At 39.8% G+C, this 25,675-nt stretch carries 15 protein-coding genes; 1 reads left to right on the top strand and 14 read right to left on the bottom strand.

Going from position 1 to position 25,675, the window contains the following annotated elements; translation table 11 throughout:
- Positions 1-24: 24 nt before the first annotated feature.
- The 3 genes from R2S08_RS12105 to R2S08_RS12095 form a co-directional block, all read right to left on the bottom strand.
- Entirely contained in the window at positions 25-195 is a 171-nt protein-coding gene (locus tag R2S08_RS12105) for a hypothetical protein (protein ID WP_316835421.1), read from the bottom strand.
- Positions 196-685: 490 nt separating this feature from the next.
- Positions 686-1,507, bottom strand: a complete 822-nt coding sequence (locus R2S08_RS12100; protein WP_316835420.1) for an alpha/beta hydrolase — start codon at positions 1,505-1,507, stop codon at positions 686-688.
- A gap of 83 nt (positions 1,508-1,590) precedes the next feature.
- Positions 1,591-2,166, bottom strand: a complete 576-nt coding sequence (locus tag R2S08_RS12095) for a hypothetical protein (protein ID WP_316835419.1) — start codon at positions 2,164-2,166, stop codon at positions 1,591-1,593.
- A 441-nt stretch (positions 2,167-2,607) separates the two neighbouring features.
- Here R2S08_RS12095 and R2S08_RS12090 point away from each other — a divergent pair, with 441 nt between their 5' ends.
- Positions 2,608-5,052 carry a TonB-dependent receptor gene (locus R2S08_RS12090; protein ID WP_316835418.1) on the top strand — a complete coding sequence of 815 codons (2,445 nt, stop codon included), beginning with the start codon at positions 2,608-2,610 and terminating at the stop codon, positions 5,050-5,052.
- 168 nt (positions 5,053-5,220) lie between these two features.
- Here the strand turns inward: R2S08_RS12090 and R2S08_RS12085 are convergent, their stop codons facing one another.
- The 11 genes from R2S08_RS12085 to R2S08_RS12035 all read right to left on the bottom strand — a co-directional run bounded on the left by R2S08_RS12085 (position 5,221) and on the right by R2S08_RS12035 (position 25,422).
- The gene (locus R2S08_RS12085) at positions 5,221-7,176 is read right to left on the bottom strand and encodes a glycoside hydrolase family 97 protein (RefSeq protein WP_316835417.1); all 1,956 of its coding nucleotides are present in this window, start codon (positions 7,174-7,176) and stop codon (positions 5,221-5,223) included.
- Between the two features lie 113 nt (positions 7,177-7,289).
- On the bottom strand, positions 7,290-7,886 hold the full coding sequence (locus R2S08_RS12080; protein ID WP_316835416.1) for an RbsD/FucU domain-containing protein: 597 nt from the start codon (positions 7,884-7,886) through the stop codon (positions 7,290-7,292).
- Positions 7,887-7,897: 11 nt separating this feature from the next.
- Positions 7,898-10,618 carry a GH116 family glycosyl-hydrolase gene (locus R2S08_RS12075; protein WP_316835415.1) on the bottom strand — a complete coding sequence of 907 codons (2,721 nt, stop codon included), beginning with the start codon at positions 10,616-10,618 and terminating at the stop codon, positions 7,898-7,900.
- Positions 10,619-10,642: 24 nt separating this feature from the next.
- The gene (locus R2S08_RS12070; protein WP_316835414.1) at positions 10,643-12,280 is read right to left on the bottom strand and encodes a RagB/SusD family nutrient uptake outer membrane protein; all 1,638 of its coding nucleotides are present in this window, start codon (positions 12,278-12,280) and stop codon (positions 10,643-10,645) included.
- Positions 12,281-12,284: 4 nt separating this feature from the next.
- Positions 12,285-15,542: a TonB-dependent receptor gene (locus R2S08_RS12065; RefSeq protein ID WP_316835413.1), complete on the bottom strand. Its 3,258-nt coding sequence runs from the start codon at positions 15,540-15,542 to the stop codon at positions 12,285-12,287.
- 234 nt (positions 15,543-15,776) lie between these two features.
- Complete coding sequence (locus tag R2S08_RS12060; protein ID WP_316835412.1) at positions 15,777-16,940, bottom strand: FecR family protein; 1,164 nt, start codon at positions 16,938-16,940, stop codon at positions 15,777-15,779.
- 74 nt (positions 16,941-17,014) lie between these two features.
- On the bottom strand, positions 17,015-17,611 hold the full coding sequence (locus tag R2S08_RS12055; protein ID WP_316835411.1) for an RNA polymerase sigma-70 factor: 597 nt from the start codon (positions 17,609-17,611) through the stop codon (positions 17,015-17,017).
- A gap of 174 nt (positions 17,612-17,785) precedes the next feature.
- On the bottom strand, positions 17,786-18,943 hold the full coding sequence (locus R2S08_RS12050; RefSeq protein ID WP_316835410.1) for an AhpC/TSA family protein: 1,158 nt from the start codon (positions 18,941-18,943) through the stop codon (positions 17,786-17,788).
- Positions 18,944-18,955: 12 nt separating this feature from the next.
- Positions 18,956-20,260 carry a redoxin family protein gene (locus R2S08_RS12045; protein ID WP_316835409.1) on the bottom strand — a complete coding sequence of 435 codons (1,305 nt, stop codon included), beginning with the start codon at positions 20,258-20,260 and terminating at the stop codon, positions 18,956-18,958.
- A gap of 24 nt (positions 20,261-20,284) precedes the next feature.
- A complete protein-coding gene (locus tag R2S08_RS12040) occupies positions 20,285-21,727 on the bottom strand; it encodes a RagB/SusD family nutrient uptake outer membrane protein (protein WP_316835408.1) in 1,443 nt (480 codons plus the stop codon).
- A 20-nt stretch (positions 21,728-21,747) separates the two neighbouring features.
- A complete protein-coding gene (locus R2S08_RS12035; protein ID WP_316835407.1) occupies positions 21,748-25,422 on the bottom strand; it encodes a SusC/RagA family TonB-linked outer membrane protein in 3,675 nt (1,224 codons plus the stop codon).
- Between the last annotated feature and the right edge of the window lie 253 nt (positions 25,423-25,675).

Raw genomic sequence — 25,675 nt, 5'->3', positions numbered from 1 at the left:
ACTCCATCTATATCCGCACGAAATTTAAGCTGATTTAAAAATGGCTTCTCCCTTTTGCAACATCTCACGAGCCGTTTCATCTTTTCCACAATTCCGCATTAAAAATTGTAATATGCCTCCAACCTTTCCTATTTTCCTTGCATTCATCGCATATTTCCTGCTTCTAAGCATCTCGCTGCTACTTTTTACTCCCATGCTTTTCAAGCGCTCAACAAAGCAAATAGCGAAAAAAGTAATTGCAACAATCTTCCTCTCATTTCCCTGTCTAGTTGCTGTTTTAATATTATTCGGCGCAATACTTCTAGTTCCTGGAGGAATAATCTTTTGGTTAATAAATACCGGGTATATATCAAAGTCAGCTTATTCTCTAATATTGATAACGGGACTATGTGTATTTCTAATTTTAGTCATTGCATCATCCTTGTATCTTTGGTATTTTACAAGTAAAATCATCTATCTGAAAATCGATAATAAGTCTGTTTCTGAATATATAAAAACAGCTAAAATTGCTAGTTTTATTCTGGCACATTTTGCCAAATACCAAATCATTAAAAATTCTTAGTAAGTAATACCCAGCTTTATACACTAACCCCGGTCTGCATCCAAGAAAAATAGGATTTAAGGGGCGAACCTCAGGGCCTGTAAGGTCCAGAGAGACCATAAATCCTATTTTTTCTACTAAAAGCTATGATTTGATAAATGCCAAAAGATCCTTATTTATAGTCGCTGCCTCTGTCGTTGGCATGCCGTGCGGGAAGCCTGGATAGGAAATAAGCCTTCCATGCTTCAAAAGCTTAACCGCCACAGCACCCGTAATTGGAAATGGAACAATCTGATCATCCTCACCATGCAGAACAAGTACCGGAATATCCACGCTTTTAAGATCATCAGTAAAATCTGTTTCTGAAAAGGCCTTTACACAATCAACATGGGCTTTTATAGCACCCATCATACCCTGGCGCCACCAATTATCCCGAACACCCTGTGACACTTTCGCACCCTCACGGTTATATCCATAAAACGGAAGCGTAAAATCCTGAAAATACTGCGGCCTGTGAAAAGCTGTACCCTCACGAATCTCATCAAATACAGACAAAGGAATGCCGTCCGGATTATTTTCATTCTTTACCATGATCGGAGTAACCGCACTAATGAGCACCGCCTTAGCAACACGACCTTTACCATGTTTTGCAACATAACGAATCACCTCACCGCCCCCTGTGGAATGACCAATATGAATCGCATCTTTTAGATCAAGTGCCTGAGTCAGCTCTGCCACATCTGCCGCATAAGTGTCCATATCATGCCCATTCGGAGTTTGACCGGACCTTCCATGACCACGACGATCATGAGCAATAACCCGAAATCCTTTCTCAAGGAAAAACATCATTTGGCCGTCCCAATCATCTCCAGACAAAGGCCATCCATGATGAAAAAAAAGAGGTTGACCGGTTCCCCAGTCTTTGTAATAAATTTCGGTGCCGTCTTTTACTGTAATCGTACTCATTCTTATTGATTTTATGGAGGCCTATTCCTCTCTCTAAAAACAAATGGATCGAGCAAGGGTTTTTGTTACGAACAATTAACTATTTATTTTTGTGCGACTTTGTCATAAATTGAAATATTCACTGGAATCATTACCACCTTCTTTATTTTTCCAGGCATTATAAACTCAATAGTAACATGGCCTTTCAATTTTTCGAACTTATCATTCAATGTCAATTCTATGCCCAAATTTTGGTGCAAAGTATTCGTGTATTCCCATAGACCATATTCTTGCAAATAAGTAGCATCTCCATTATCTACAAAGCGCAGCTTTTCGTTTTTCTCATTTGTAAAATCGAAATCTTTAACCGTATAAGTTGCAAAATCAGAAATATCATCGTCCCTATTGACTATGGTTCCGTTATTTTGTTTGTACTCATTAAGTTTCTCCTCAGAAAGAGGATATCTGGTACAGATCTCGAATTTATTGGTCGGTTTCTTCTCTACCTCCGTAATATCAGTTATAGTGGCCACAGCATTCTTGGTTACTTCAACAAGAAACTGTTTCATCTGCTCCTCAGAGTACTGGTAATCAGAGTCCTCCTTATTTTGGCAGGATACCATAAACGTTAGAAAAGAAACAACAAATAACAAAACTAAAGATGACCTATTTTTATTCATGTCTCGATGTTTGCATTGGATTTTGATTAAATATAAAGCTATTGCCACATTTAAAGAAATCGCCAGGTATCAAGTCAAAAATATTACAATAAGAAGCCAACGATCAACATCGTAACAACAAGCCAAGGTCACCAGCCAGAAAAACCGTTTAGTAGTTGATTTCTCAGGTCCGATGAACCATTACCAATGCTATCCCCTTCCTTCACCCCATCTGGTCTGCACCCAAGAAAAATAGATTTTGATGGACGAACCTCAGGGCCTGTAAGGTCCAGAGAGGCCATAAAATCTATTTTTCAGAACAAGACCTCTACACACAGGTATTCAGCCAAACTTAAGATACCAGGTTGTATAACCGAAAAATAAATGATATGTTAGCTAAACACATTACAAATACACACAAACCTGAATCCAACCAATAAAAAACAAGTGACCGCTCGTTTCATGATAAATCCTGCCCTACGCCAAACCACCTTCCTTCTCATTTTATTAAGCTGCATTATTTCAACCACATTCGCACAAAATAAAACCGACGTCACCATAAAAGGAATAATCAAAAACACAAAAAACGAGCCTGTAGATGGAGCAACATTATTTTTAAAAGACAACAATAGTGGTCAGGTTGTTAAACAAGCGCTAAGTAATCCAGACGGATCTTTCCATTTTTCAGTTCCACCTGCAACCTATATCCTTTCCGTTACCTACTTAGGTATGCTCAGCTACCAAACAGAGTTACCAAAATCATCAGGCAATACAGATTTAGGTATCCTCAAAATTGAACTCAACGCCCGTAGTTTAAAAGAAGTCGTCATTGAAAGTTCTGTTAACAAACCCCTAATCAAGATCGAAGGCAGAAAAATGATTTATAACATCGAGCGAAGTATCACGGCACAGGGAACCAATGCATTAGAAGCACTTAAGAAAATACCAGGCATCATCGTCAATCAAGACAACACCATTACCCTGAATGGAGCTAATGGCGCTTTGGTGATGGTTAATGGCAGACAAACTTACCTGCAGGCAGAAGAATTGGCTCAATTGCTGAAATCAATGTCAGCCTCCGACTTAAAATCCGTCGAGGTCATTAAAAACCCGTCAGCCGAATATGATGCTGCAGGAACCGGTGGTATTGTTAACCTTATACTTAAAAAATCAATGGCCGAAGGCTTTAACGGCAGTATGAATAATGGCATCGCCTATGGCAAAACTTTAAAGCAAAACACGAATATAAACCTGAATTTTCGCAAAGGAAAGCTGAATATGTTTGGAGGTTACAATCACAACTTTGGACATTATGCCATGGACTACGATAATGACAGAACAACCAATGGAAAGATATATTTGAACTCCAACCATGACATAGATAAAAAACACAGTATAGGATCAACGCTCGGTGCAGATTATGCAATAGACACCACCAAGACACTGGGCGTAGTGATGAATGCTAATTTTTCAGCCGGTGGTGGCTTGATCTTCCCGGTCACCAACATTTATGACCAGGCAACGGGCAACCTTCTACAGATCCTCAGAAGCAAGAGCGATTACCCCGAACAAAAAGCACACCGGTACAATGCCAACTTAAACTACCGTTACAAAGGTAGCAACCAGACCAGTCTGGATATAGATGCAGACTATGGAATCTTTGATGCAGCGACAAAAAATCTGAGCACCAATACATTCTATTCACCAGACGGCGTATTCCAATCCTCTAATAATTTTCTGGTTGCCAATAGCAGATATATTAAATTATACGCTCTTAAGGCCGATTACGGTTTCCCAATTGGCAAAGGAAGAGTGTCGACAGGTTCAAAATTTTCCAACGTGGCCGCAGACAATGTATTTGACCAATACGACATGAACGGAAGTGAAAATGTAATAGACATCAATCTATCCAATACCTTCAATTATAAAGAACAAGTAAGTGCAGGATACCTGAAGTATGAAACACCCCTGGCACAAGGACTTAACGTAGATATAGGCCTGCGATTGGAAAACACCCATTCCCAGGGAGACCTTCAACCCCGTGAAGGCAGTGCGATACCACCAACATCGGTTGTTAGAAACTATCTTAACCTTTTTCCGACCGCTGCAATTACCTATAAAACCATAAAATCGGGCACTTACAACTTAAGTTTTGCCCGACGCATTGACCGCCCTGCCTACAACAACCTAAACCCTTTTTCCTACCCCGTAGATGAATTGTCTTACTGGAAAGGCAATCCATTTCTGAAACCCCAGTATGCAAATACGTTAGCGCTGCAGTATATCTATCAAAAAACCACCATATCCATCAGTTACACCCATACGACAGATATCAGCAATACGATTACAGAAGTTTTTCAGGATAATCTTATTAACATGATCCCCAGGAATATCGGATTTCAAAATAACCTGAACCTAACTGTAACCCAGCAATTGAGCCTGACCAAATGGTGGAACATGACCCTCACTGGCATAGCATACTGCTTGGACAATAAAGTGGGCACCTTAGAATACGGAAACTACAACCGTAGCCGTTTATCCGGCACCTTAAATATTCAGCAAAACTTCGACCTGCCAGGAGGTATAACCGCCGAAGCGGCCAGCGTATGGAACTCGAAAAGAATCAGCAGCTTAAATACCAATGTAAAAAGCAACTCACAAATAGACCTCGGTTTAAAAAAGAACCTGATGCAAAACAAAGCTACGCTTAGCCTGGGTGTCTCAGATCTGTTCAGAGGAAACAAATACAATACAGATACCCAACTGAATAATCTATTGCTTCATACCACCTACACTGGAGAAACCCGTCAAGTCCGTATAAACTTCAGCTACCGTTTCGGCAATAACAAAATCAAAACACAAGACAGACGAGAATCCGGATTAGAAAACGAATCCCAAAGACTATAATGCGCTTTAATACAGGTTGTTAATCGCCTATCCTTATAGAGAAAGTTCTGATCAACCAATCCAGTCTGCACCCAGGAAAATAGATTTTAATGGGCGAACCTCAGGGCCTGTAAGGTCCAGAGAGACCATAAAATCTATTTTCATATTATCGCAGAACTTGCACATTACCTATTTGATGACAGCAGCAAATCCTCCGTTCCTGGCCATTTTTACTGGAAAGCGATCACCAGACTTAACCTGTATTGTTTTCTTTCTATAATCCATAGCCTGGCGATCGGCATTGATCCCATCTTCAAAATAGGTCATCGTATAAGTTTTACCTTTCTCCAGAAAATCGAAATTCAACTCCAAATTCCGTTCCTTCTCTTTGCCATTGGTAATACCGCCAATAAACCAGGTTTGCCTCTTACGTTTGGCAACCACAGCAACTACACCGGCTTCAGCTTCGAGCGCTTTAGTTTCATCCCAGGTAGTAGGTACCTGCGTAATAAACTCCGTACAATCCAGACTTCTGTAATATAGAGTCGGATTATCCGCAAGCATTTGTATTCCGCTTTCAAAAACAACAAATAAAGCCATTTGATAAGCACGGGTTCCAATACTTGCTGCATTAGGCCTTTCCGCCATATATACTTCCGGTTGCATGCTCAGCATGGCACCAGGTGTATAATCCATTGGGCCAACCGCATTCCGCATAAAAGGCAAATATAAACTGTTGTCAGGAAACGTGCCCCCCATCTGTTCCATTCCTCTAACACCCTCATAAGAGATCACATTTGGATATTTGTATTCTAAACCAGAAGGTTTAAACGCACCATGAAAATCAACCAGCAACTGGTGTTTTGCCGCCTCTTCAGCTACACTTTCGTAGTAGTTTACCATCCATTGGTCACTCCTGTCCATAAAATCAATTTTCATCCCTTTGATTCCCCACTCCTGGAAAGTCTTAAATACATCCATATGGTTGTGAACGGTGAGCCAGGTTAACCATAATACAATTCCTACACCTTTTTCTTTTCCATAACGGATCAGCTCATGGACATCAACCTTTGGATTAGGGGTAAAAGGATCTGTTGTACTTTTAGCCCAACCTTCGTCCATAACGATATATTTCAATCCAAATTTGGCCGCAAAATCTATATAATATTTATAGGTCTCCAGGTTATATCCTGATACAAAATCCACGTCAGGGCCATAGGGGGCCGCATCATTCCACCACTCCCAGCTGGCTTGTCCTGGCTTGATCCAACTTGGATCTTTAATCTGAGATACGGAAGCAAGTTTAAGCGTCATTGTATTTTCTATCAACTGTTTGTCAGTAGAAGTAATTACAAAATATCTCCATGGAAAGCTCCTGATACCTGTTGTCCTGGCAATATAACCGGCTTCCTTAAGTATCTTTTGACTACGGTCTCCATCTTCACCAAACTCCAGAGGTACTTTTGGAAAGTCAGAGAGGAAACCGTTATTTCCAGTCCCTTTAAGGAACATTCCCGGATAGTCAGAAAGATCCGATTCACTGATCAGTATCTTATAGGCTTTTCTGGTGTCTATTAGCATTGGTAAATTTGACATCTTATCTGTGGCCTTCCAATCCCTTGAATTCACCTGGCTATAAACTTCTTCATAGGACGTTTTAAAGCCTCCCGGCTGCTGCACATGGAGTAAATAATCCGAGGGGAAATTCACAGCGAAGTCTTCATTTACAATATCAATTTGTCCCTTTTTACGAGTCAAAAACCGATACGCAAGACCATCATCAAAGGCACGAAATTCTACAGAATAACTGCCCTTAAAATTCAACACCAGGGAATTGTAAAAATTATTGACCACAGAGAACTTCAAAGGCACTATAGGTTTCAGGACATCGGTTCCTTTACCTTTTTTGATATTCAGTAGCTTAGGGTTTTGTCCAAGTATGCCATTATCTAGCTTTAGGCTCAGATAATTCTTCTGCATCAGGCTTTCCTTATTGATGGCCACAGAGTAATAGATCTTATCAGAAAGTGACACAGAAACCTGAATGGTTCCACCAGGAGATTGCAGGGCAATCTGACTCTCTTGGGCGTGTGCAACGAAGGATAGCGATAGCAATGTAAATAGGATTAATCTTATTTTGTTCATACGATGTTATAGGTTTATCATTTATATGTGAGCGTTAAATTACTATTCTTCAGTCCGATCTGGAAATGGAATTTGATAAACCGATTTTCCAAAGTGACAGAAAGAACAATAACCTATTTATGCGTATTTAATATTGTCCTTAATTCCCTTTCTTTATCTGAATTCCAGTAGGCACAGTCCAATTGCAAAAACACAGAAGTATAAGGAATAACCTCGTCAGTTTTAATAACAAGAACCTTGAACAGTTTACCTTCCACATCCAGTTTTTTAAAAACGGAATCATGAAACAAAGTTTGTACTTTCTGCTTACCCAATACTTCTTTAACATTGGTTCTGAATTGCACAATTCCTCTTGCTTGCTTTTCTGTAATAAAATTAAGCTCCTTATCCTGATAAATTATAGGCTTAACATGTCCAGATTGATTAACCTGTGCAAGTACTTGTTTCAACACAGGCACTAAATCTTCATTTGCATAGATATATTCCATTCCAACCGAGTTCTGTTCTGGAAAAGCCTTATCTACCACCAATATCCAGTTTCTGTGGCCAAGTAGAGGCAACTTTTCACTAAGTTGCTGTTTCCAGTGCTCAGACTTATTCTCTATCTCCATGTTTTGGTCACCTACACGTGCATTACATGCGGTAAGAACTAAACATCCGGTAATCCACAAGATCACCAGGTATTTTATACTATAAGCTGATTGCTTCATTGTTCGTTAATTTAAGAAATCGATATTATTAAAGTTTGATTTCTGCCTACAATAACCCTGTCTTTTAGAATAATTTCCAAAGCATTATTTTCCTGGGTAAACTTTACAGGAATTTGCCTGCCACCCAATATTACTAAAACAGAACTGGTCTTTTCGCCATCAAGTTTTTCCAATGCAATCTTATGGAGAGACAATTCTCCATATTTCAATTCAAAACGATGGACTTGTTTGAGGCCTGTTTTTCTTTGGCTATAGGTACCCCATCCTGCCGCGGTTGTAAATGCTGCTTTAAAGTTTTCCTTATTCCACTTAGGTGCAAAGCCGATATATCCTTTTGGTCCATGATATTCAAAACCACAGGCTGTAATAAATGTACCATAACTGGCCATGGCTCTGGCATAATGGTCACTACACTCTATCTCATTGAAAGGGTTCCTCTTCGCTGCATGGTGCCTGTCATGAATAGCACGGGTTAAAACCAGACTTTCATCCAGCATCCCTTCCGCCATAAAATGCGCTGCAACCTGATGCTCAAAACCACTCATGCATTCATGGAAATATCCTAATTGCCAGCTTATATTTTCGCCAAAAGGCTTGGTCTCGTTGTGGGGATTTGTATTCATCACCATCCCTCCTTCACCAGGCAAAGCATAAGGGCGTCCACCAGTATGAGTTTTGATATATGGGCCTACATCCAATGTAAAATTATACTTCCATAAAGCCCTAAGTGCGGCAAGAGTCTTTTCTTTGTCCAGAATCCGTGGTAATCCCACTTGAAAAGCCCAACTCTGTCCATATACCTGATCTATATGACAAGTATTGTAAGATCCCAATTTCTGGCGGCCCTGAACTGCATCTGGACGATGTATGAAATATTCTCCGTTAAAAAGCTCCTTTTCCATGTTCCTTTTGCCATTGGACACATAATTTTCGCAAATCTTCGCAAATGAAATATCTTTCATTTCCTCAGCCATCATCTGAGCAGCCTTTGCAGCAGCGATACATAAACCAACAATCCAGGCAATCTCTCCTTCCCATACCGCATCAAGTGTGTTCTCCATGGGTGTATCCGTCATCCCATCCCCATTTTTATCCTGAGCCAGCATAAATTGCACAGCCTTCTTTATTTTTGGCCAGTTTGCATTCAAAAAACGACTGTCTTTACTCATTTGGTGCTCCCGGTAAAACCTGAGTATAGTACCCGCCTGGCCATCTATTGCCGGATGGGTTTCATTTTCTCCTCGGAAAAGTATAGCTCCGCTTTCTTCTACAAAACCAACGCCCAAATCAACCTCTTCGCGTAGTCCCCTTTCCAGTTCTGGAAATATCCTGGCCATTGCCTGTGCATACTGCCATACATGCGTACAGGTACCTGCGCAAGCTCCTACGCCTTCCCAGCTCCAAAAACGACCATCTGCAAAACGATAAGTATTGGCCGTAGCCAATGTGCCTATATTCACAAATGTACGTTCCAGAAACCAATGTGGTAGTGTAGAGTCTTTCCAGGTACTGGCCCAAAGTTCAGTTGTAGAAGAGAGCTCCTTAAAATTGGCATTTATAAAATTAGAAACCTCTTTGGCGTCCTTAAATTTTTCACCGTAGTGGAAACCACCCTCGGCATCTTTAACGAGTTTTATAAGCTTTGGATTTGGGTTATTAAAATACCAGCTCACTGAATAATCTGCGCTCAATTTTTGTCCCGGGATTAATGTAACAGCTGTACCAATGGCTCCAATCAGTTTTTCAGGAAATTCTTCTAAAGCAGAACTGCTTTCAGATGCATCAAAGTGTTTGCTGTTAATTGGCCATGGATTAAATGAAACCTGGGCTTTTCCTTTGGTATGATGTAACATAAAACACATGGAACCACCATCACCTGCTTCGTGTACTTCTTTGTTGTTGCTGTCGGAAGAGAAAAAGATACCGGTTGAATCTCCGGCTGGCAACAGCGTGTTCTTTCTTTGCCCCGTATTTTCTTTACCTGTCAATTTGTTCACCCCATTTTCCATCCATCCCAACAGAGAAATATCTATCGGTTTTTTACTTGTATTCACAACTCCTACCCTAAGTACAGTCGCAGGTAGTGCTGATTTTTCAGCTTCAAGTGGAATAAAAGGAGAATAAACATTGAGCTGTATTTCTAATGGAAAACCCTTGCTACTGTAGGTAATTGTAGCAACGGGATAAGAACCCTGGAAGCTTACTTCATCCCAATGATCTTCATTAAGTTCTTTAATTATAGTTTTTCCTTCATAGCTTATTTTAACCGCAAAGCCTTGTTCTAATACCCTTCTGTTATTGGCTATAGCCGGCTCAACGTAAGCAGATCCGTCTCTTGGCCGAATTTTACGTAGTGAAGTTCCGTCATTCCAATTCACCACTTTAGGATCTATTCCCTCATGAACTCCCTCAAAACTTTCATTATAGATTTGCCATAACCAGAGCCTCCCATCTCCTCCCACATATACCGTTCCGGCATGTAACCCACCTACAGGCATACCTATATACTTGAGTTCGTTTCTGCTTTTTAAATAAGTTGTAGCTGTTCCTCTATTAAAAAGTGAATGTTGCCATGTTAGATCTATGGATTTATTTTCTGGAATATTGTGTACAGGATATCCGATAGAAAATAGGCTTCGGGCCCATACAGGAAATTGTAAAGCAGCAAGCCCTGCGGTGAGCAGGCTTGCTTGCTTTATAAAACTTCTTCTGCCGACTGTTTTATTTTGCATGTTTAATATTTGGTTAATGAGCTGCTACCAACCATTATTTTGGGGAAGCAAATTCCTATTTCGATCTATAAATGCTTGTGGAACTGGCCACGTATAATTTTTGGAAGGGTTAAATACACGATCCTGCGCTTTAAACATAGGTTTTGTCCAATCTCCGATTGGATCATTCACATTGCTGTTTATACCATACGCCGGTTTGCTTAAAACATCTTCAGCAATTTTCCAGCGCAAAATATCGAAATATCTTTTATGCTCCGCAACAAATTCATGCCTTCTTTCTTCACGTATTGCTTCTCTCATAGCAGATTGGTTACCCTGCAGTGCATCAACTCCTGGCAAACCAGCTCTTGTTCTAACTTTATTCATTGCCCATACAATCTTAGGGTCTGCAGGACTCGATTCGTTTAAAGCTTCTGCTAATATTAAAAGATTTTCTGCATAACGGTATATTGGCCAATTTGTCCAGCCCTCTTCCGGTTTTGGATTGGTGAGGTCATTAAATTTAAGGTACATATAACCAGTCAACCCACCTCCTTCGTTGTTCATTCGCTCCGGCATGTCGTAAAATGGATGAGGTTGATATGCAGTATTACTGCCATCAGGTCTCAATATAGGAACTCCAGGAAGCATAAATGTCATTTTTAACCTTAAATCTCTATTTTCATAAGGTTTATTCATGTTATACAAAGAAGAAACCTTAATCGATTTTCCATCTTTACATTGGTAAGAGTCTATGAGATCCCTTGTTGGACAAAAACTTGCCCAGCCTTCTCCTGTTACACCAACGCCAGTTGGAGATGCCAGTACTGCAAGAAATTCAGTTAATTTGTTCTGGACATACTGATAAGCCAAAATGACTTCTTTACTGTTGTTATTTGCCTCTTTAGTAAAAAGATAAGCATAATTATTTTCGAGATCAAAGCCCATTGTGGTAACCTCAGTGGCAGATTTTGCTGCCTCAGTCCATAATTCAGGATCGTCCTGACCATCATGAAACTTTTTCATGCTAGCCATGTAGAGATAGACATTAGCCCTCAACATCAATGCAGCAGCTTTGGTAATATGTCCGTTATCACTTGCTACGGAATTAGAAGCTGGTAAACCTGCAATTGCAATCTCCACATTCTGTAACACATAATTAAGCACTTCTTGTTTTGGGCTCCTTTTCAAATTTGATTCCTCAAGGCTAACTGGTTTTTCCTTAATCAATGGAAGATCACCGAAAAGTTGTGCCATCCTAAAGTAACGTAAAGCGAGTATAAAACGGGCTTGTGCATCAAAACTCTTTTTAACAGCAGCATCAATACTCATAGCATTTAATTTATCAATATAGTTTAAAGCGATTCGTAGCGCATTATAATTCCATTCTTCCTGAATATAAGTATCGGTCGCAGAGTAGGTTCCCATGCTAATATAACCCATTCCACCTTCTCCCCAGGCATTGGTCATAACTGAGTTATCGCTATGACAGTCTCGCCAAAAATCGCGGCTGTCTGGCAGCGTTGAATAAACAGCGTTTAATCCAGTCTGCGCATCATCAGCTGTTTTCCAGAAGGTAGCATCTGACGACTGGGCCAATGGTGTGGTATTCAATAAATCTTTTTTGCAACTGCCAATGGTTAAGGCAGCAGCAAGTAATAGGATAATATATCTTGTTTTCATGTTGTTAAAATTTAAGATTCAGACCAAAAGAAAATGTTCTTGACAATGGATAATATCCACCTTCTGGATCGAAACCAGGATAATTGGTTATAGTAGCTACATTTTGAGCAGATACAAATAATCTTAAATAATTTATTTTTGTCCTTGTTAGCAAAGTAGCAGGAAAGGCATAACCAAATTGCAAGTTCTGTATTTTTATATAGTCAGCTTTTCTTAACCAAAAACTCGAGTATTTCGTATCATTGGAGGTGTTTTGAATTGACAACCTTGGGTATGAGGCATTTGGGTTATCCGGCGTCCAATTATCAAGCGCTAGTGGCCGTGCATTCTGGGAAAGATAGAATGCCCATCCCTCATATCCACTCATATATCTCATACCGTTTAAAGCTCCGGTAACATTGGCTGAAAAATCAAAATTTTTCCAACCAAAATTCAAGTTGCTTCCAAATCGTATAACCACCTTGTCATTTAAAACAATCCGATCTTTTCCATCGATAACATGGTCACCATTTGTATCCTGGTATTTAATATTTCCAGGGAATACATTTGGTCCCTGATTAGGACTAGTGGCTATATCCTGTGCATTCTGAAATAATCCAACAGCCTTTAGTCCATATGGGAGGTTCAATTGTGTCCCTACATCTGTAAAGGTATCGCCAATCCATGGCCCCGTTCCTCCAAGATCGGTTATCTTATTTTTGGAGAATGCAGAATTTACATCCATTCCCCAATGAAAATCTCCGGCCTTATCCTTATAATTAACCAAAAATTCCCAGCCCTTATTGTTCATTTTCAGTAAATTGCTCAATGGAGCTGGCAGCCCAAATTCAGTACTTACAGGTGCAGCATACAAAATATTGTCCCGCTTATTCAGAAAATAATCTACTGTAATATTTATTTTCCCTTTAAACATCCCCATATCTAAACCAAGATCTGTTTGTTTGGCTTCCTCCCAGGAAATGTTGGGATTTACAGACACATTGTTATAGGCACCTGGTACAATTTCCCCATTGAATCCATAAATAGATGGATTGTACATTAAAGTCTGTGCGGTCGAATAATAATCAACTTTTTCGGCGTCCCCTAAAATACCCCAAGAAGCTCTGATTTTTAAATTGGAAATCCAATTTACGTCGAAGAAAGTTTCTTTATTGATATTCCATCCTGCAGAAAATGATGGAAAATAACCCCATTGATGTCCTTGAGCAAAACGAGAAGACCCATCTGCTCTAATATTGGCCTGAAATAAATACTTACCATCATAATCGTAATTCAACCGACCAAAAAACGACCTGATTGCTACATCGCTGGCTGTGCCTGTATTCTGCATGTTGGCAGAAGATCCAGTATTTAAAACATCGATATTATCAAAAGGCAGATTGTCCCTATAGGCACTAAATGAATTTGTATTGTAGTATTCCTGCGAATAACCCACTAGAGCCTTTATATTATGTTTTTTTATATTATATCCGTAATCTGCCGTTAATTGATAGACGTTTCTGTAATTATTTGCGTAGGATTCATTAAGTGCAGTCACAATATTTTTTTGGGCTACCACTTTTCCATTATCGTCATACAAATTATAAGATAATAATCTGTCTGTCGTACGCTGGTCAGTTGATATTCTTGAGTAGGATCCTTTTACATTTAAGTTATCTATAGGGCTATAAGTTACATCCAATACACCAAATAGCTCATTGTATTTACTTTTATTGTAACCACCTTCGTTTAGACCTGCAATCGTGTTTCCCACCATAGAAGAACCGATTGCATATTGGCCATTTTTTGTATATATGGGGCTTATTGGAGAGGATCTCGCAGATTGGGATTGCCAAATATCCGTTCCTCCCTGAGGTTGATCAAGCAGTGTTTCTGTATATTGCAAATTTGCAGCAACAGTAATTTTATCTGATACTTTAATCATCATATCCGGCCTGAAAGTATACCTATTATATTTATTTTGTGGCAATGTACCATCCTGATAGTCATAGGAACCGGACACCCTATAAGTAATATTGTCTCCACCTCCGGAAATAGCCATGTTGTTTGTGCTAATCAAAGAGTTCTTCTTATAGATATCCATATACCACTTATTATCCGGATATTTTCCTGCCGCTAAATCTGCCAATCCCTTTGCTCCATACAATGGCTGCTTGCCATCGTTTACCAGTGCCTGATCCCAAAGCTTCATATAATCTGCTGAACCCACAAAATCAAGTTTAAACTGTGGCCGCTGGGCGCCAATAGTCGTATTGAATTCAACTGTTGGCTTTCCGTTCTTTTTACCTCTCTTAGTGGTGATCAATAAAACTCCATTGGCCGCCCTTGATCCATAGATAGAGGCTGACGCCGCATCTTTAAGTACAGAAATGCTTTCTATATCGTTAGGGTTAAGAGTATAAATATTTCCAGGAAAACCATCAATGAGGACTAGAACACCAGAACTGCCCCCAATGGTAGAAGTGCCTCGTATATTCAAACTTGCCCCCGACCCTACAGCCCCAGAACTTTTTGAAATATTTAATCCCGGAACTGTGCCTGCCAGTAACTCCTGGATATTGGTTACCGGTCTGGATGTTAATGATTTTTCTACATTTACAACCCCAACCGCGCCTGTCAGATCAGCCTTTTTTTGTGTGCCAAAACCAACAACAACAAGCTCACCCAGTTGTGCAGCTTCTTCCCGAAGAATAACATTCAGATCAGGATTTAAACCATCAGCAATTGTAATGTCTTTGGATTGGTTTGTAAAACCAATATAATGCCAGCTGATTTTATACCTTCCTGGTTTTAAATTACCGAAACTATAATTACCATGTTCGTCGGAGGTTTTTGTAAACTCAACCCCCTCACCTTCCAGCTTAATCGTCACCCCTCCTATGGGTATGCCATCTTTGCTATCGGTCACTTTTCCTTTCAAAATTCCTACTGCAACCATGTAGGTAGTTTTAAACGGAACAACAGGTTTAATTTTAATGATCACGGTCTTATCTATAATAGTGTAGACAATTGGTTGCCCGGCAAAACATGCTTTAAGCACGTCTTCCAGAGATGAATCAGTAGCTTCTATAGTCACAGACTGTGTACCTAAAAGCGCATCATTTCCATACAAAAATATATATCCGCTTTGTTTACCAATCTGTTTAAATACCTCCTTTAAGCTCTTATTTCTTGCAGATAATGTGATTCTCTGGGCATTTGCAGCAATCCCCATTTGAAGGAATAAAGTAATTAGTAAAACAAAGGTCAAATTGGCTCGCATAATTATTTTCTTTGTTAGCTGTGGGTTCATTGATATCCCAATAATTAGGGAATACAATTGTTGATGCATAAGCACAGCAAGCTTATACCTCATTAAAGTATAAAATTTCATACATTTGGTTTGGTTAAGTTTTTTGATTCTTGTTTAGTCGCATAGATCAATATGAAACCTGACTTTACCGGGAGTGTTGCAAGCGCTTCCGGTACTTTTTGGTTCATTGATAATAAGTATGTTTTATGGCATGACGATTATTCTCCTTTCCTCAATTTTGAAATGAACCAGATTTGTTAATTCGAGCATTTTTAATACCTGTGACACATTTGCATAACGGGATACAGTTCCCGTAAATTCTCTTCTGGAAATACCTCCCTTGTATACAATATCAACATCATACCATCTGGATATCTGCCGCATAATACTTTCTAAAGGCTGGCTGTTAAACGTAAACCGCTGGTTTTTCCAGGCCATCACCTCCTCAACATCTGCCTGCACTATTTTTAAATGATCATCTAAAACAGATTGCTCTCCTGGTTTTAATACCACTTGACTGTGCTGGGAGAGGTCACCTGTCTTTGTACCTGGCCCAGGCAACGACACACGGACCGATCCTTCCAAAAGCGTAGTCTTAATGCTTGTATCATCTGTATAACTGGTAATATTAAAGTGTGTACCCAGCACTTCAACTTCCTGACCCAGACTTTTCACTATAAAAGGGTGCTTTTTATCCTTTGACACCTCAAAATAGGCTTCGCCTGTCAATTCTACTCTCCGTATTCCGGCCGATGCAAAAGAAACCGGATAGCTCAACTTTGAAGCCGCATTTAACCAAACTTTGGATCCATCAGGTAGACGAACCTGATATTGTCCTCCTTTTGGCGTTTCAATTGTATTTAATTTCCCTTCACCATCCTGACCTTTGCTACGGTTTTCCACCAGATAAACCAGCCGTCCATCAGAGGTCTTAGAAATTTGCACCCCTGCTTCCTGGGCAAGAGTACCAGTGGTTGCATCAGATAAGGATAGTCTTTTGCCATTTGAAAGGGTCAGGTAAGCTTTATTACCACCAGGTTCAATATCATTTTGAACTACTACGGTCTTCTGTCCTTGATTTGGCCCGTGAGGTTTAACATAAAAAAAGATTGCGGCGGTTATACAAAGAACAATAGAAGCTACAGCGGCAAAACGTGGCCATAATCGAAGCACAGAAGGTCTGCCTTCTATTAGATTAAGCTGCAGTTTCATTTCCGCTTTAATTTGTTCCAATTCTTGCGTCGTATAGTCATAAGTCAATTCTGTATGAAAGCTCTGGTACCAGCTTTCGAATAAAGCAGTTTCTTCTTCAGTAGCAGTTCCCTGATGGATCTTTTCCAATATTTGGTTAGCCTTTTTCCTTTGCATAATACAAGATTTCGCGCCTTTAAATTACTATGTCAGTTCAGAAAGCCAGTAGGGTAAGATTTTTTAAAAAAAAATCAGATTCGACTATTATAGTAATACCAGAATACCAATGCAAACAGAAGAATAGTCCCTAATTTTATCCTAAGGATTTTCAATGCGTTTTTCACTTGTTTACGGACCGTTTCTTCCGATACATTTAACTGAGCAGCAATTTCTTTATAACTTTTATGTTCCCGGCGACTCAGAACAAATATTTTCTGCATTTTAACTGGCAAAGCACTGATTTCTTTTTCAATCAAAGAGGCCAGCTGTTTTTCTCTGATCAGCAGGTCTGAACCCACTGTATTTTCATCAATAAAAGATTGAAAAGACACAGAATACCTCATTCTAACTTCTTTATGCTGAAGCAGGTTAACAAATTTATTTCTAACACAAGTATACAGATACGCAGAAAGAGTACATTGTAAAGAAAGCTCCTCCTTTCGGATCCATAAATCAGCAAATATCTCCTGAACTATATCTTTTGCATCTTCTTCTTCCCTAACCTTCTTTATTGCATGTAAAAACAACAATGTCTGGTAGCGATCATAAATCTGCGTATAGGCCAATTGGTCTCCCTGTTTCAAAAGGATAATCAATTCCTGGTCGGTAAGCTTTCTGTAATCTGACATCTACTTATACATTGCAATTTAATAATTTGATTGACAATGTATATCCTTTTCTGAGATTATTTCGATTAGATAATTCCCAATTCAGAAAACCGCCTATTCTCTTACCGATGCGTTTGACACAAATAAAAAAGAGGCAACTTTTCCAGCTGCCTCTTTTTTATTTGTGTCAGTACTTTATTTAATAATTTGCCGAAGTTTCTTCATCAAAGCATCACCACGAAGATTAGTAGCAATGATAACACCATTGGGATCTATTAAAAAGTTCTGGGGGATGGCTGTAATCGCATAAAATCCCGCAGCCTGGTTCTTCCAGCCTCGAAGATCACTTACTTGTGTCCAGGGTAAAGCATCATCTTTAACCGCTTTCAGCCAATTTTCCTTTTTATCATCAAGAGAAACTGCCAGGACATCAAAGTTTTTATCTTTAAATTGTTGATATGCTTTTAATACATTAGGATTCTCCGCCCGGCATGGTCCACACCAGCTTGCCCAAAAATCCAAAAGCACATACTTCCCTTTATAGTCATCCAGAGAAACCACTTTTCCATTCACATCAGGTTGGCTAAAGTTTTGTGCTGTAACACCTATTGCCGTCTTCTTTGTAACTTCTAATTTACGGGCCAAGGTTTTACCTTCTTCTGTGTTTCTCAACCTCGCACTTAGACTGTTAAACAATGGCTCAAAGGTTTTAGGTTGAATGATCGTTCCCATATCTTTAACCAAATCAAAACTAACATACGAATCCGGATTGGATTTAATAAAAGCCTCTTCTTTTTGGGCAATATTTTTCCTCATCGGAGCCATTTGTACCTGGATAGCTTTAATGTACGTATTGGTATCCATACCCTTTCCCTGGGTTTTGATCAGAACTGGAATCAGTTCCTCACTCAAAGGCTGCATTTTGTCCACTTCGGGCTTCAAAGAAGCCTGCAAAAAGAGATATTCTTTTTGGGTTTTGCCACCTGTGATGGTTGCATTTTTCGCAGTATTGGTGCCCTTCACCAAAAAATCTCCTTTTTCAAGAAAGAAATCAATTTCATCCCTTCTTAGTATTCTTTCCATACGGGAAACTGAAGGGTCTTGCTGAAGCGACTTAAGACTGATGGAGGCTTTCACCGTTTCAACAGCTATTTGCCCTTTGAAGCTGAATGCCCCATTTTTAGTTACTGTTGAATCGGAGATACTTTTACCTTTTTCTCTGTATTCCAGAAAAACCTTCTTTTCGTCTTTAAGGCTACTGAACTTTCCGTTAATAGAAAAACGATTTTGAGCCTGGGTAGTGAGACTTAGCGCAGCAAAAGCCACCACGCTGAGATTAATTATTAATTTCATGAGTATATAAGTTTATTTATTTGATTCTATTTTCCACAACTTAAACTGCTGGTCAGAAGGAAGTTCATCTTTCTTTAATGAAGCGAGTAACTGTTCTAATATAGAAACCAATTTTTGCTGCCCCACATTTTTCTTTAGCTCCGAAATTGTTTTTTCCGTTAGGTTTTTCGCCTTTTCCTTATCATTGTTTCTCCAGCTTCTCTTAACCAACTCTCCCGAAAGCATCAGGTTGACGGGATCAAGTGTAAGCGACTTTTCTCCGGCTTTAAACATTGCTGCGGCAATTGCAGCATCAGGTTTAGCAGCAGGAACGATTTGATCAATAAAAGCAATTCTCATTAAGGTTTGCGGATTTTTCGAACTGGCCGTAAACTTATTCAGCAAAGCTGCTGCACCGATCAAATTACCCTGTCCATAGATTGCGGCGTACCTTGCAATCATCGCTTCTGCAGCGTCCGCATCATCACCCGGGTTTTCTTTCAGATAGGCGTCCGTTGCTTTTTCCAGAACATCCCATTGCTTATTGTCCTGAAGTACTTTATAATACAAGTATTTTACAGTAGATGTAGGATGCTGATCATAAGCTTTTTTGAGATAGGATACTGCATCGGCTGGTCTACCCATTTTGCTGTACAAGATCCATTTCGTCATTACTCCTGTATCTTCAAAGGGATTTTTTTCCAGCATCGAATCCAGAACAACCATGGCGCGGTCGTAAGCTTTATCCTCAAAAATCAGTTTCCGTATCCCGTCATACTTTTTGGCTGGATCCAGATTTTTAGCAGTCTCTACATTAAACTTTCGGTCTATCAACAGTTGTATCGCCTCCTCGCTCAACTGCTCCGGATTTGGCATCCATACTACTTTATTGTCCTGGATTACAAAGGTCTGTGGAATTCCGTTCAACCCTGCGGCTTTCATGAATTTTAAAGAGAAATCACTTTCCTGTCCACCTCCATAGGCAATTCGGTAACTCATCCCATCGCCTTCCTGTTTCACAAAATCGGCTACTTTTTTTGGATTGGTTTCCCAGATGTTCTGGCCAATAATCACCACCTTGTTCCCAAATTTTTTCTGCAATTGGTTTACGTGAGGAATAGCCGCTTTACAGGGGCCACACCAGGTGGCCCAACATTCTACGATATAGATTTTATCTTTATCAAAGCGGGTTACGGGGTCACCCTGTATCCATTGTACTTTAGGATATTCCGATACCTCTGAACCCATTCCAAAGCTTGGTTTTAAGGTTTCCTTTTGGGCAAAGGCTGAAGTACAGAGCACGGACAAGCCCATCAGGATGTTTCTGATTTTTTTCATATTTTGTTTTTCAAGATTTAGTTTTTAGGGATTGTTGGCCATTCCTGGATTGGCTAGCATAACTTTATCCGGAAAACGAAGTACAAATCTTTCAGGTTTAAGGGTAAAGGTGGTATTTAAGCCTGTAGAATTTGTATAGGTATGTATATATGTTGTTCCGGAAAAGAGTGGGTCAACAGATAATCTTCTCATATCAAACCACCGGTAACCCTGTAGTGCAAACTCCCTGGTCCGCTCTTGCATAATAAATTTGATCATAGCTGTCTGATCCGTAATATTTACTGTAGCATCTGCTGCAGGCATCCGATTTTTACGTAAAGTTTCCAAATCTGTCTTTGCACCATCGATGTCATTGGTTCTGGCCTTGCATTCTGCACGAAGTAGGTACAGTTCAGGCAGCACCACCCCACATGGTACTGTAATTGGACCATTTCTTCTCAATACACCTGGCGCTGGAAAATTAGCCCCGCCAAATGGTTTAGGAGTAAAAAATTTCAATCGCTGGTCCGATGATGTATACAAGGAGGCCGCCTGAGGAGTTAGCAAAGCAAAAGATGATAAAAAGCTATAACCGTTAGAAAATTGACGTGCAAGAAGATTTTCTTCATAGTCTGGTGAAAGCGGTGCGCCAACAACATAAGTTAAGGGACTTGTTACAGAACTATAGCCCCAAGGACCATTGTTGGTCATAGTAACATTATAATCATATAGGCCAACCTTGATGTTCGTTGGCAGATCATTCAGTGCGTTGTTGAATTGCTTAAGTCCTTCTGTATATTTCCCCATAAACACATAGATCTTTCCAAGTAGTGCTTCTGCCGCTGCTCTGGAACCCCGGGTCCTGTCTACTGGATTTATAGGAAGGATTGAAATAGCGGTTTGTAAGTCAGTGACCATAAAATCATATACTTGCTGCACCGTCGCTCTTTGAAAACTGGTTTCCGTAACATCTGAATTGGTTATAATTGGATAACATAAATCTGTTGCAGCTGAGCCGGAATATGGCTTCCCATAGTAGTTACTTAAATAAAAATAGATCCAGGCCCGGTTCAAGAGGGCATCTGCTTTCAATTTGGCTTTCTGCGCATCTGTACCGCCTATTGCATTAGGCACTTCTGTTGCAATTTTATTGTAGGTATACAATACCTTCATTAACGCAGACATCTCTACCGCATCTTCACTTGGTTGATATATGACATCATCCCATCTAAATAAACGCATTTCTCTAAGCGCCCCACCGCTGAAATAGGGATCTATAGAAGTAACCTCATCCCCCATGAGAACTTGTGCATCAAGATCAGGATTTAAAGTAACCTGTGCTGTATTGTTAAACATTAAATCGTAGTCATTTATATTTTTGGCAATTAATTTGCCTTTTGGATCTATCTCCAAAAAACTTTTCTTGCAGGAACTGAAACTGATAATCATGCTCAGTACGACCGTGTATTTTATGATTTTACTCTTCATTTTTTTATAGTTTAAGGCCTTTATAGGGTTAAATGTACACCAAGTGTTAGGGTATGCTGATTAACTGGTAAGGATCTTATCCCACCCGCAACTGATCCTCCCAGTGCATTTTGAAATTCAGGATCGATATCTGCATGATTTGCTTTCCAGAGCATAATGTTTGAAACCTGTCCTCTTATTGTCAGACCATTTAACTTTAATCTGGAAAGCACAGTTTTGGGGAAGCTGTAGGCTAGAGTGGCATCTCTTAATTTAATATAGGAGGCGTCCAGCACATTGATATCTGCAAGGGTGTAGTAATTTGTATTTCTCCTGGAAAGGTTTGTACCACTTGCTCCTATATAAGCAGGAATATTGGTAAATGCTTCGTCGCCTGGATTTTTCCATCTGTTTGCAAATTCAGCATTAACATTACCTGTTGTAAAAACAGCGCTGCTTGCGCTCTGTACAAGAGTCCGGCCGCTATAATAAGAATTCACATCCCTTCTCATTACATTGCCTAAGCTATAAACTGCATTTAATGCCAGTGAAAAGCCTTTATACTCAAATATATTTGTAAAACCACCGGCCCAGACAGGCTGGTAAGTACCCATATATTTCAAATCTTCAATCTTAACACCTGTAGGGGATTTTGTGACGGTACCATCTTTCAGTTTAACGAGTGGATCACCCATATGATCAAGACCTGAATACTGATAAGCAAATACAGAAAAGGCAGAATACCCTTCCAGGTAGGGCTGTGCCATAAAATCGCTCGCTGAAGTAAGCGGAGACGAAACGCCATTCAATGACTTCAGGGTATTCAGTTTGGTGATCTTGTTCTTATTATAGGCAAAATTAAATAAGGTGGACCATCTAAAATCTGCATGATCAATATTTATCGTTTTTAAACTGAGTTCAACTCCTTTGTTATTCATTGACCCCAGATTACCGGTGATATAAGCGTAGCCTGTAAAGGGATTTACTGGCATCGCTCCGATCAAGTTCTCTGTATTCTTATTATACAAGTCAACAGATCCACTAATTCTACTTTTTAGGATAGCAAAATCAATTCCCACATTAGTTACTTTAGTGGTTTCCCAGCTTAATTTCTTATTTCCAGGAGTATTAATGGCTAATCCATTCGGATTACTGAAAAACGTGCTTGTTAGTTTACCTAGTACATCTACTGAAGCTGCAGAGCCCGGGTCTGGAGAATTACCTGTAATTCCATAAGTTGTTCGCAAAACAAGTCTGTCCATCCAGCTGATTTGTTTCATAAAATCCTCTTTCCAGATGGCCCAGCTTAGGCCACTACTCCATACAGGTTTGTTTTGTGCAGATTTGTCCTTACCAAACAAATTGGACTGGTCAATCCTCCAGCTTCCATTTACGGTATATTTTTGATCAAAAGTATACCCTGCATTGGCATAATACGAGGTAAACCGCACCGTTTGCTCCTGCTCCGAATACTGATCATTGGCTAAGACACTGTTACTTAATCCAGATGGCATAACAGGCGCGCCGTAATAGACAATTCCGGCTCCTGGCGCACTATTATTTAACGTTGTGCTTTTAGACAACTGTCCATAATCTATAGAACCAAAGCTCAGCAACTGTGAATTGTATCCGCGAATGACGGAAGAATTGCTATTGGTAAAACTCTCTTGTGCTTCCTGGCCGCCTAGAACCGTAAGCTGATGCTTTCCATTATTCCAGGAATTATCGTAAATAAACTGGTTCCTTATCGTCCAGTTGCGCTGGTCCAGATTACTTGTTGTTTTTCTTCCACCAGTTGATGGAAGGTAATAGGTAGGTAAATCGCCTGAAGTTTTAGGAGCTACCGTGAAGGACACCAATTCATTTCTGACCGCGTAACTTTTTTCGTCTAATAAATTGATTTGTTTTGTATATCCCCTTGTAAATCCATAAACACCTTCATAGCGCAAGCCTTTAACAAGCTTAACGCTGAGTCCCGACGTCACCCTTCCATAGATAAGATTGCTTTTGGTGTTGGCATAATTCAAGTCATCAAGCGGATTGTAGTTCAGACTGATCAGGCTTTTATTTTCATAACCAAGTCTGGCATCATCCGTTCTATATAACCAGGGCATGTCAGCGTTTGTTCCGTCTACATTTTTGAAATTAACATAAGGAAGAAAATTTGCGGTTGGACTGGTTGTTTGTCTTGATGAGATGACATTGTTTCTCAGGTCTGTGATCAAATAGGCACTGATCCTGTCGTTGAAACGAAAATCCTGTCTTAAATTCAGTCCATAATTATTATCCTGATTACCAGGTGTATTGTCCAATGTGCGGGTATAATTGCCAGACCCATAAAAACTATACTTATTACCACCACCCGATAAGGAGATACTATGGTTCATAATACTTGAGTTTCTATACCACAGGTCTTTGATCTGCTGAAGGTTATCTTGTGCAGCCAGGGCATTAAGCTGCGCATCCGCCTGATCTTTTGTAATCAAACCTCTGTACTGATTATACAAGATTGTTTCATGAGGTGCTATAGGATTTAACCCGGCGGCCTGGACTCTGGCAATGGTTGCCCATGGATTCAGTACAGGGTCGAAAGTATCTCTTGCAGCCTGGATAAAATCATTTCCTCTTAAAGTTGGAACATAACCCAGGTCTGGCTTACCTTGAAAATTGATGAAGGCATCGTAATCTACCCTGGGTTTATCGCTGTTTTTACCCTTTTTTGTTACGATAACCACTACCCCATTTGCGGCCCTTGCACCCCATATCGATGCTGCAGTTGCATCCTTAAGCACGGTAATATCTTCAACATCATTAGGGTTTAAAGAGGAAATATCATCCATGGCTATTCCATTCACAACAAATAATGGGTTTTTATTGCCATTAATAGAGGTAAGTCCTCTGACCAGAATGGTGGCTCCGGTTTTGTTTGGTGCATTGTTTATTGTTAATCCAGGTATCAGTCCATCTAATCTTTGAATTACATTCATAGATCCTGAACGGTTCTTTAATATATCCATGTCTGGTTTTGCAATGGCCCCCGCACTTCTCTCCCTTGCAATAGATTGGTAACCTGTATTAACGGTAACATTCACTTCCTGCAGGATTCCACTCAAGGTCATCTTTATTGTTCCCATATCGCGGGCTGCTGGAGCAGCATATACCTTGTAGCCGGTATAGGAAATCAGGATTTTAGCTTTTTCATCTACATTTTTCAGATGAAATTCGCCATTGCCGTCGGTTACAGCAGCAGTTGTCCTGCCTTTGATATTTAGATTAAAGTCGCCCGTTTTCTTGTCGTTGGTCCCATCACTAATCAGCACACTAACTGTTGCACCAGAAAGAGGCTTTCCTTCCTCATCAGTTACACGACCGGATACCTCTATGGTAGTGAAATAATCGGAAAGTCTGTCAATCAATGTTTTTTCTTTCCTTGTCAGAACCACCGTATTTTCTACTATCTGATAAGAAAACGGCTGATCTTGTAGGCAGGCCTTTAAAGCTTCTTCAATAGAAGCATTTTTCACATTGATGCTGATCTTTCTTTGGTTTAAGTCTTCTGCATTATAGAAAAACAGATAGCCACTTTGTTTTTTGATCTCTAATAAGACCATTTTCAAAGAAGTATTTTTTTCAGAGAGGTTAATTTTCTGAGCGTATCCTGCCGCAGTAGCTTGCATCAGGCCTATAAAAAATACGAATGTGACTAATTTCATCATCATCAAAATTTTTGGGAGTCGCCGTGTCATGGACATAGCTATGGTATTCGCAGTAATTTTCATTAATTTGCGTGAGTTTGAGTGTATACTGAAATAGTTAAGAGAAATTATTTGACCCGGCCGATCTGATCGGCCGGGTTTGCGTTTTACTCAAACTTTGCCGAAAAGTGCTTCGAACCACTTTTCGGCTTTGTTTTAAGAACGCCGTATAGCTTTATTGCCTTCGTAAATATTTTTTCATGTTGGTTTGGTT

Origin of the sequence: Pedobacter nutrimenti (genome assembly GCF_032678445.1) — a bacterium.
Taxonomy (GTDB): Bacteria; Bacteroidota; Bacteroidia; order Sphingobacteriales; family Sphingobacteriaceae; genus Pedobacter; species Pedobacter nutrimenti_A.
This window is presented reverse-complemented; position numbering and strand designations above follow the sequence as displayed.

Coding starts and splice junctions, on each gene's coding strand:
- R2S08_RS12105 (WP_316835421.1), bottom strand. CDS start 195: ATGGGAGTAAAAAGTAGCAGCGAGATGCTTAGAAGCAGGAAATATGCG.
- R2S08_RS12100 (WP_316835420.1), bottom strand. CDS start 1,507: ATGAGTACGATTACAGTAAAAGACGGCACCGAAATTTATTACAAAGAC.
- R2S08_RS12095 (WP_316835419.1), bottom strand. CDS start 2,166: ATGAATAAAAATAGGTCATCTTTAGTTTTGTTATTTGTTGTTTCTTTT.
- R2S08_RS12090 (WP_316835418.1), top strand. CDS start 2,608: ATGATAAATCCTGCCCTACGCCAAACCACCTTCCTTCTCATTTTATTA.
- R2S08_RS12085 (WP_316835417.1), bottom strand. CDS start 7,176: ATGAACAAAATAAGATTAATCCTATTTACATTGCTATCGCTATCCTTC.
- R2S08_RS12080 (WP_316835416.1), bottom strand. CDS start 7,886: ATGAAGCAATCAGCTTATAGTATAAAATACCTGGTGATCTTGTGGATT.
- R2S08_RS12075 (WP_316835415.1), bottom strand. CDS start 10,618: ATGCAAAATAAAACAGTCGGCAGAAGAAGTTTTATAAAGCAAGCAAGC.
- R2S08_RS12070 (WP_316835414.1), bottom strand. CDS start 12,280: ATGAAAACAAGATATATTATCCTATTACTTGCTGCTGCCTTAACCATT.
- R2S08_RS12065 (WP_316835413.1), bottom strand. CDS start 15,542: ATGCGAGCCAATTTGACCTTTGTTTTACTAATTACTTTATTCCTTCAA.
- R2S08_RS12060 (WP_316835412.1), bottom strand. CDS start 16,940: ATGCAAAGGAAAAAGGCTAACCAAATATTGGAAAAGATCCATCAGGGA.
- R2S08_RS12055 (WP_316835411.1), bottom strand. CDS start 17,611: ATGTCAGATTACAGAAAGCTTACCGACCAGGAATTGATTATCCTTTTG.
- R2S08_RS12050 (WP_316835410.1), bottom strand. CDS start 18,943: ATGAAATTAATAATTAATCTCAGCGTGGTGGCTTTTGCTGCGCTAAGT.
- R2S08_RS12045 (WP_316835409.1), bottom strand. CDS start 20,260: ATGAAAAAAATCAGAAACATCCTGATGGGCTTGTCCGTGCTCTGTACT.
- R2S08_RS12040 (WP_316835408.1), bottom strand. CDS start 21,727: ATGAAGAGTAAAATCATAAAATACACGGTCGTACTGAGCATGATTATC.
- R2S08_RS12035 (WP_316835407.1), bottom strand. CDS start 25,422: ATGATGAAATTAGTCACATTCGTATTTTTTATAGGCCTGATGCAAGCT.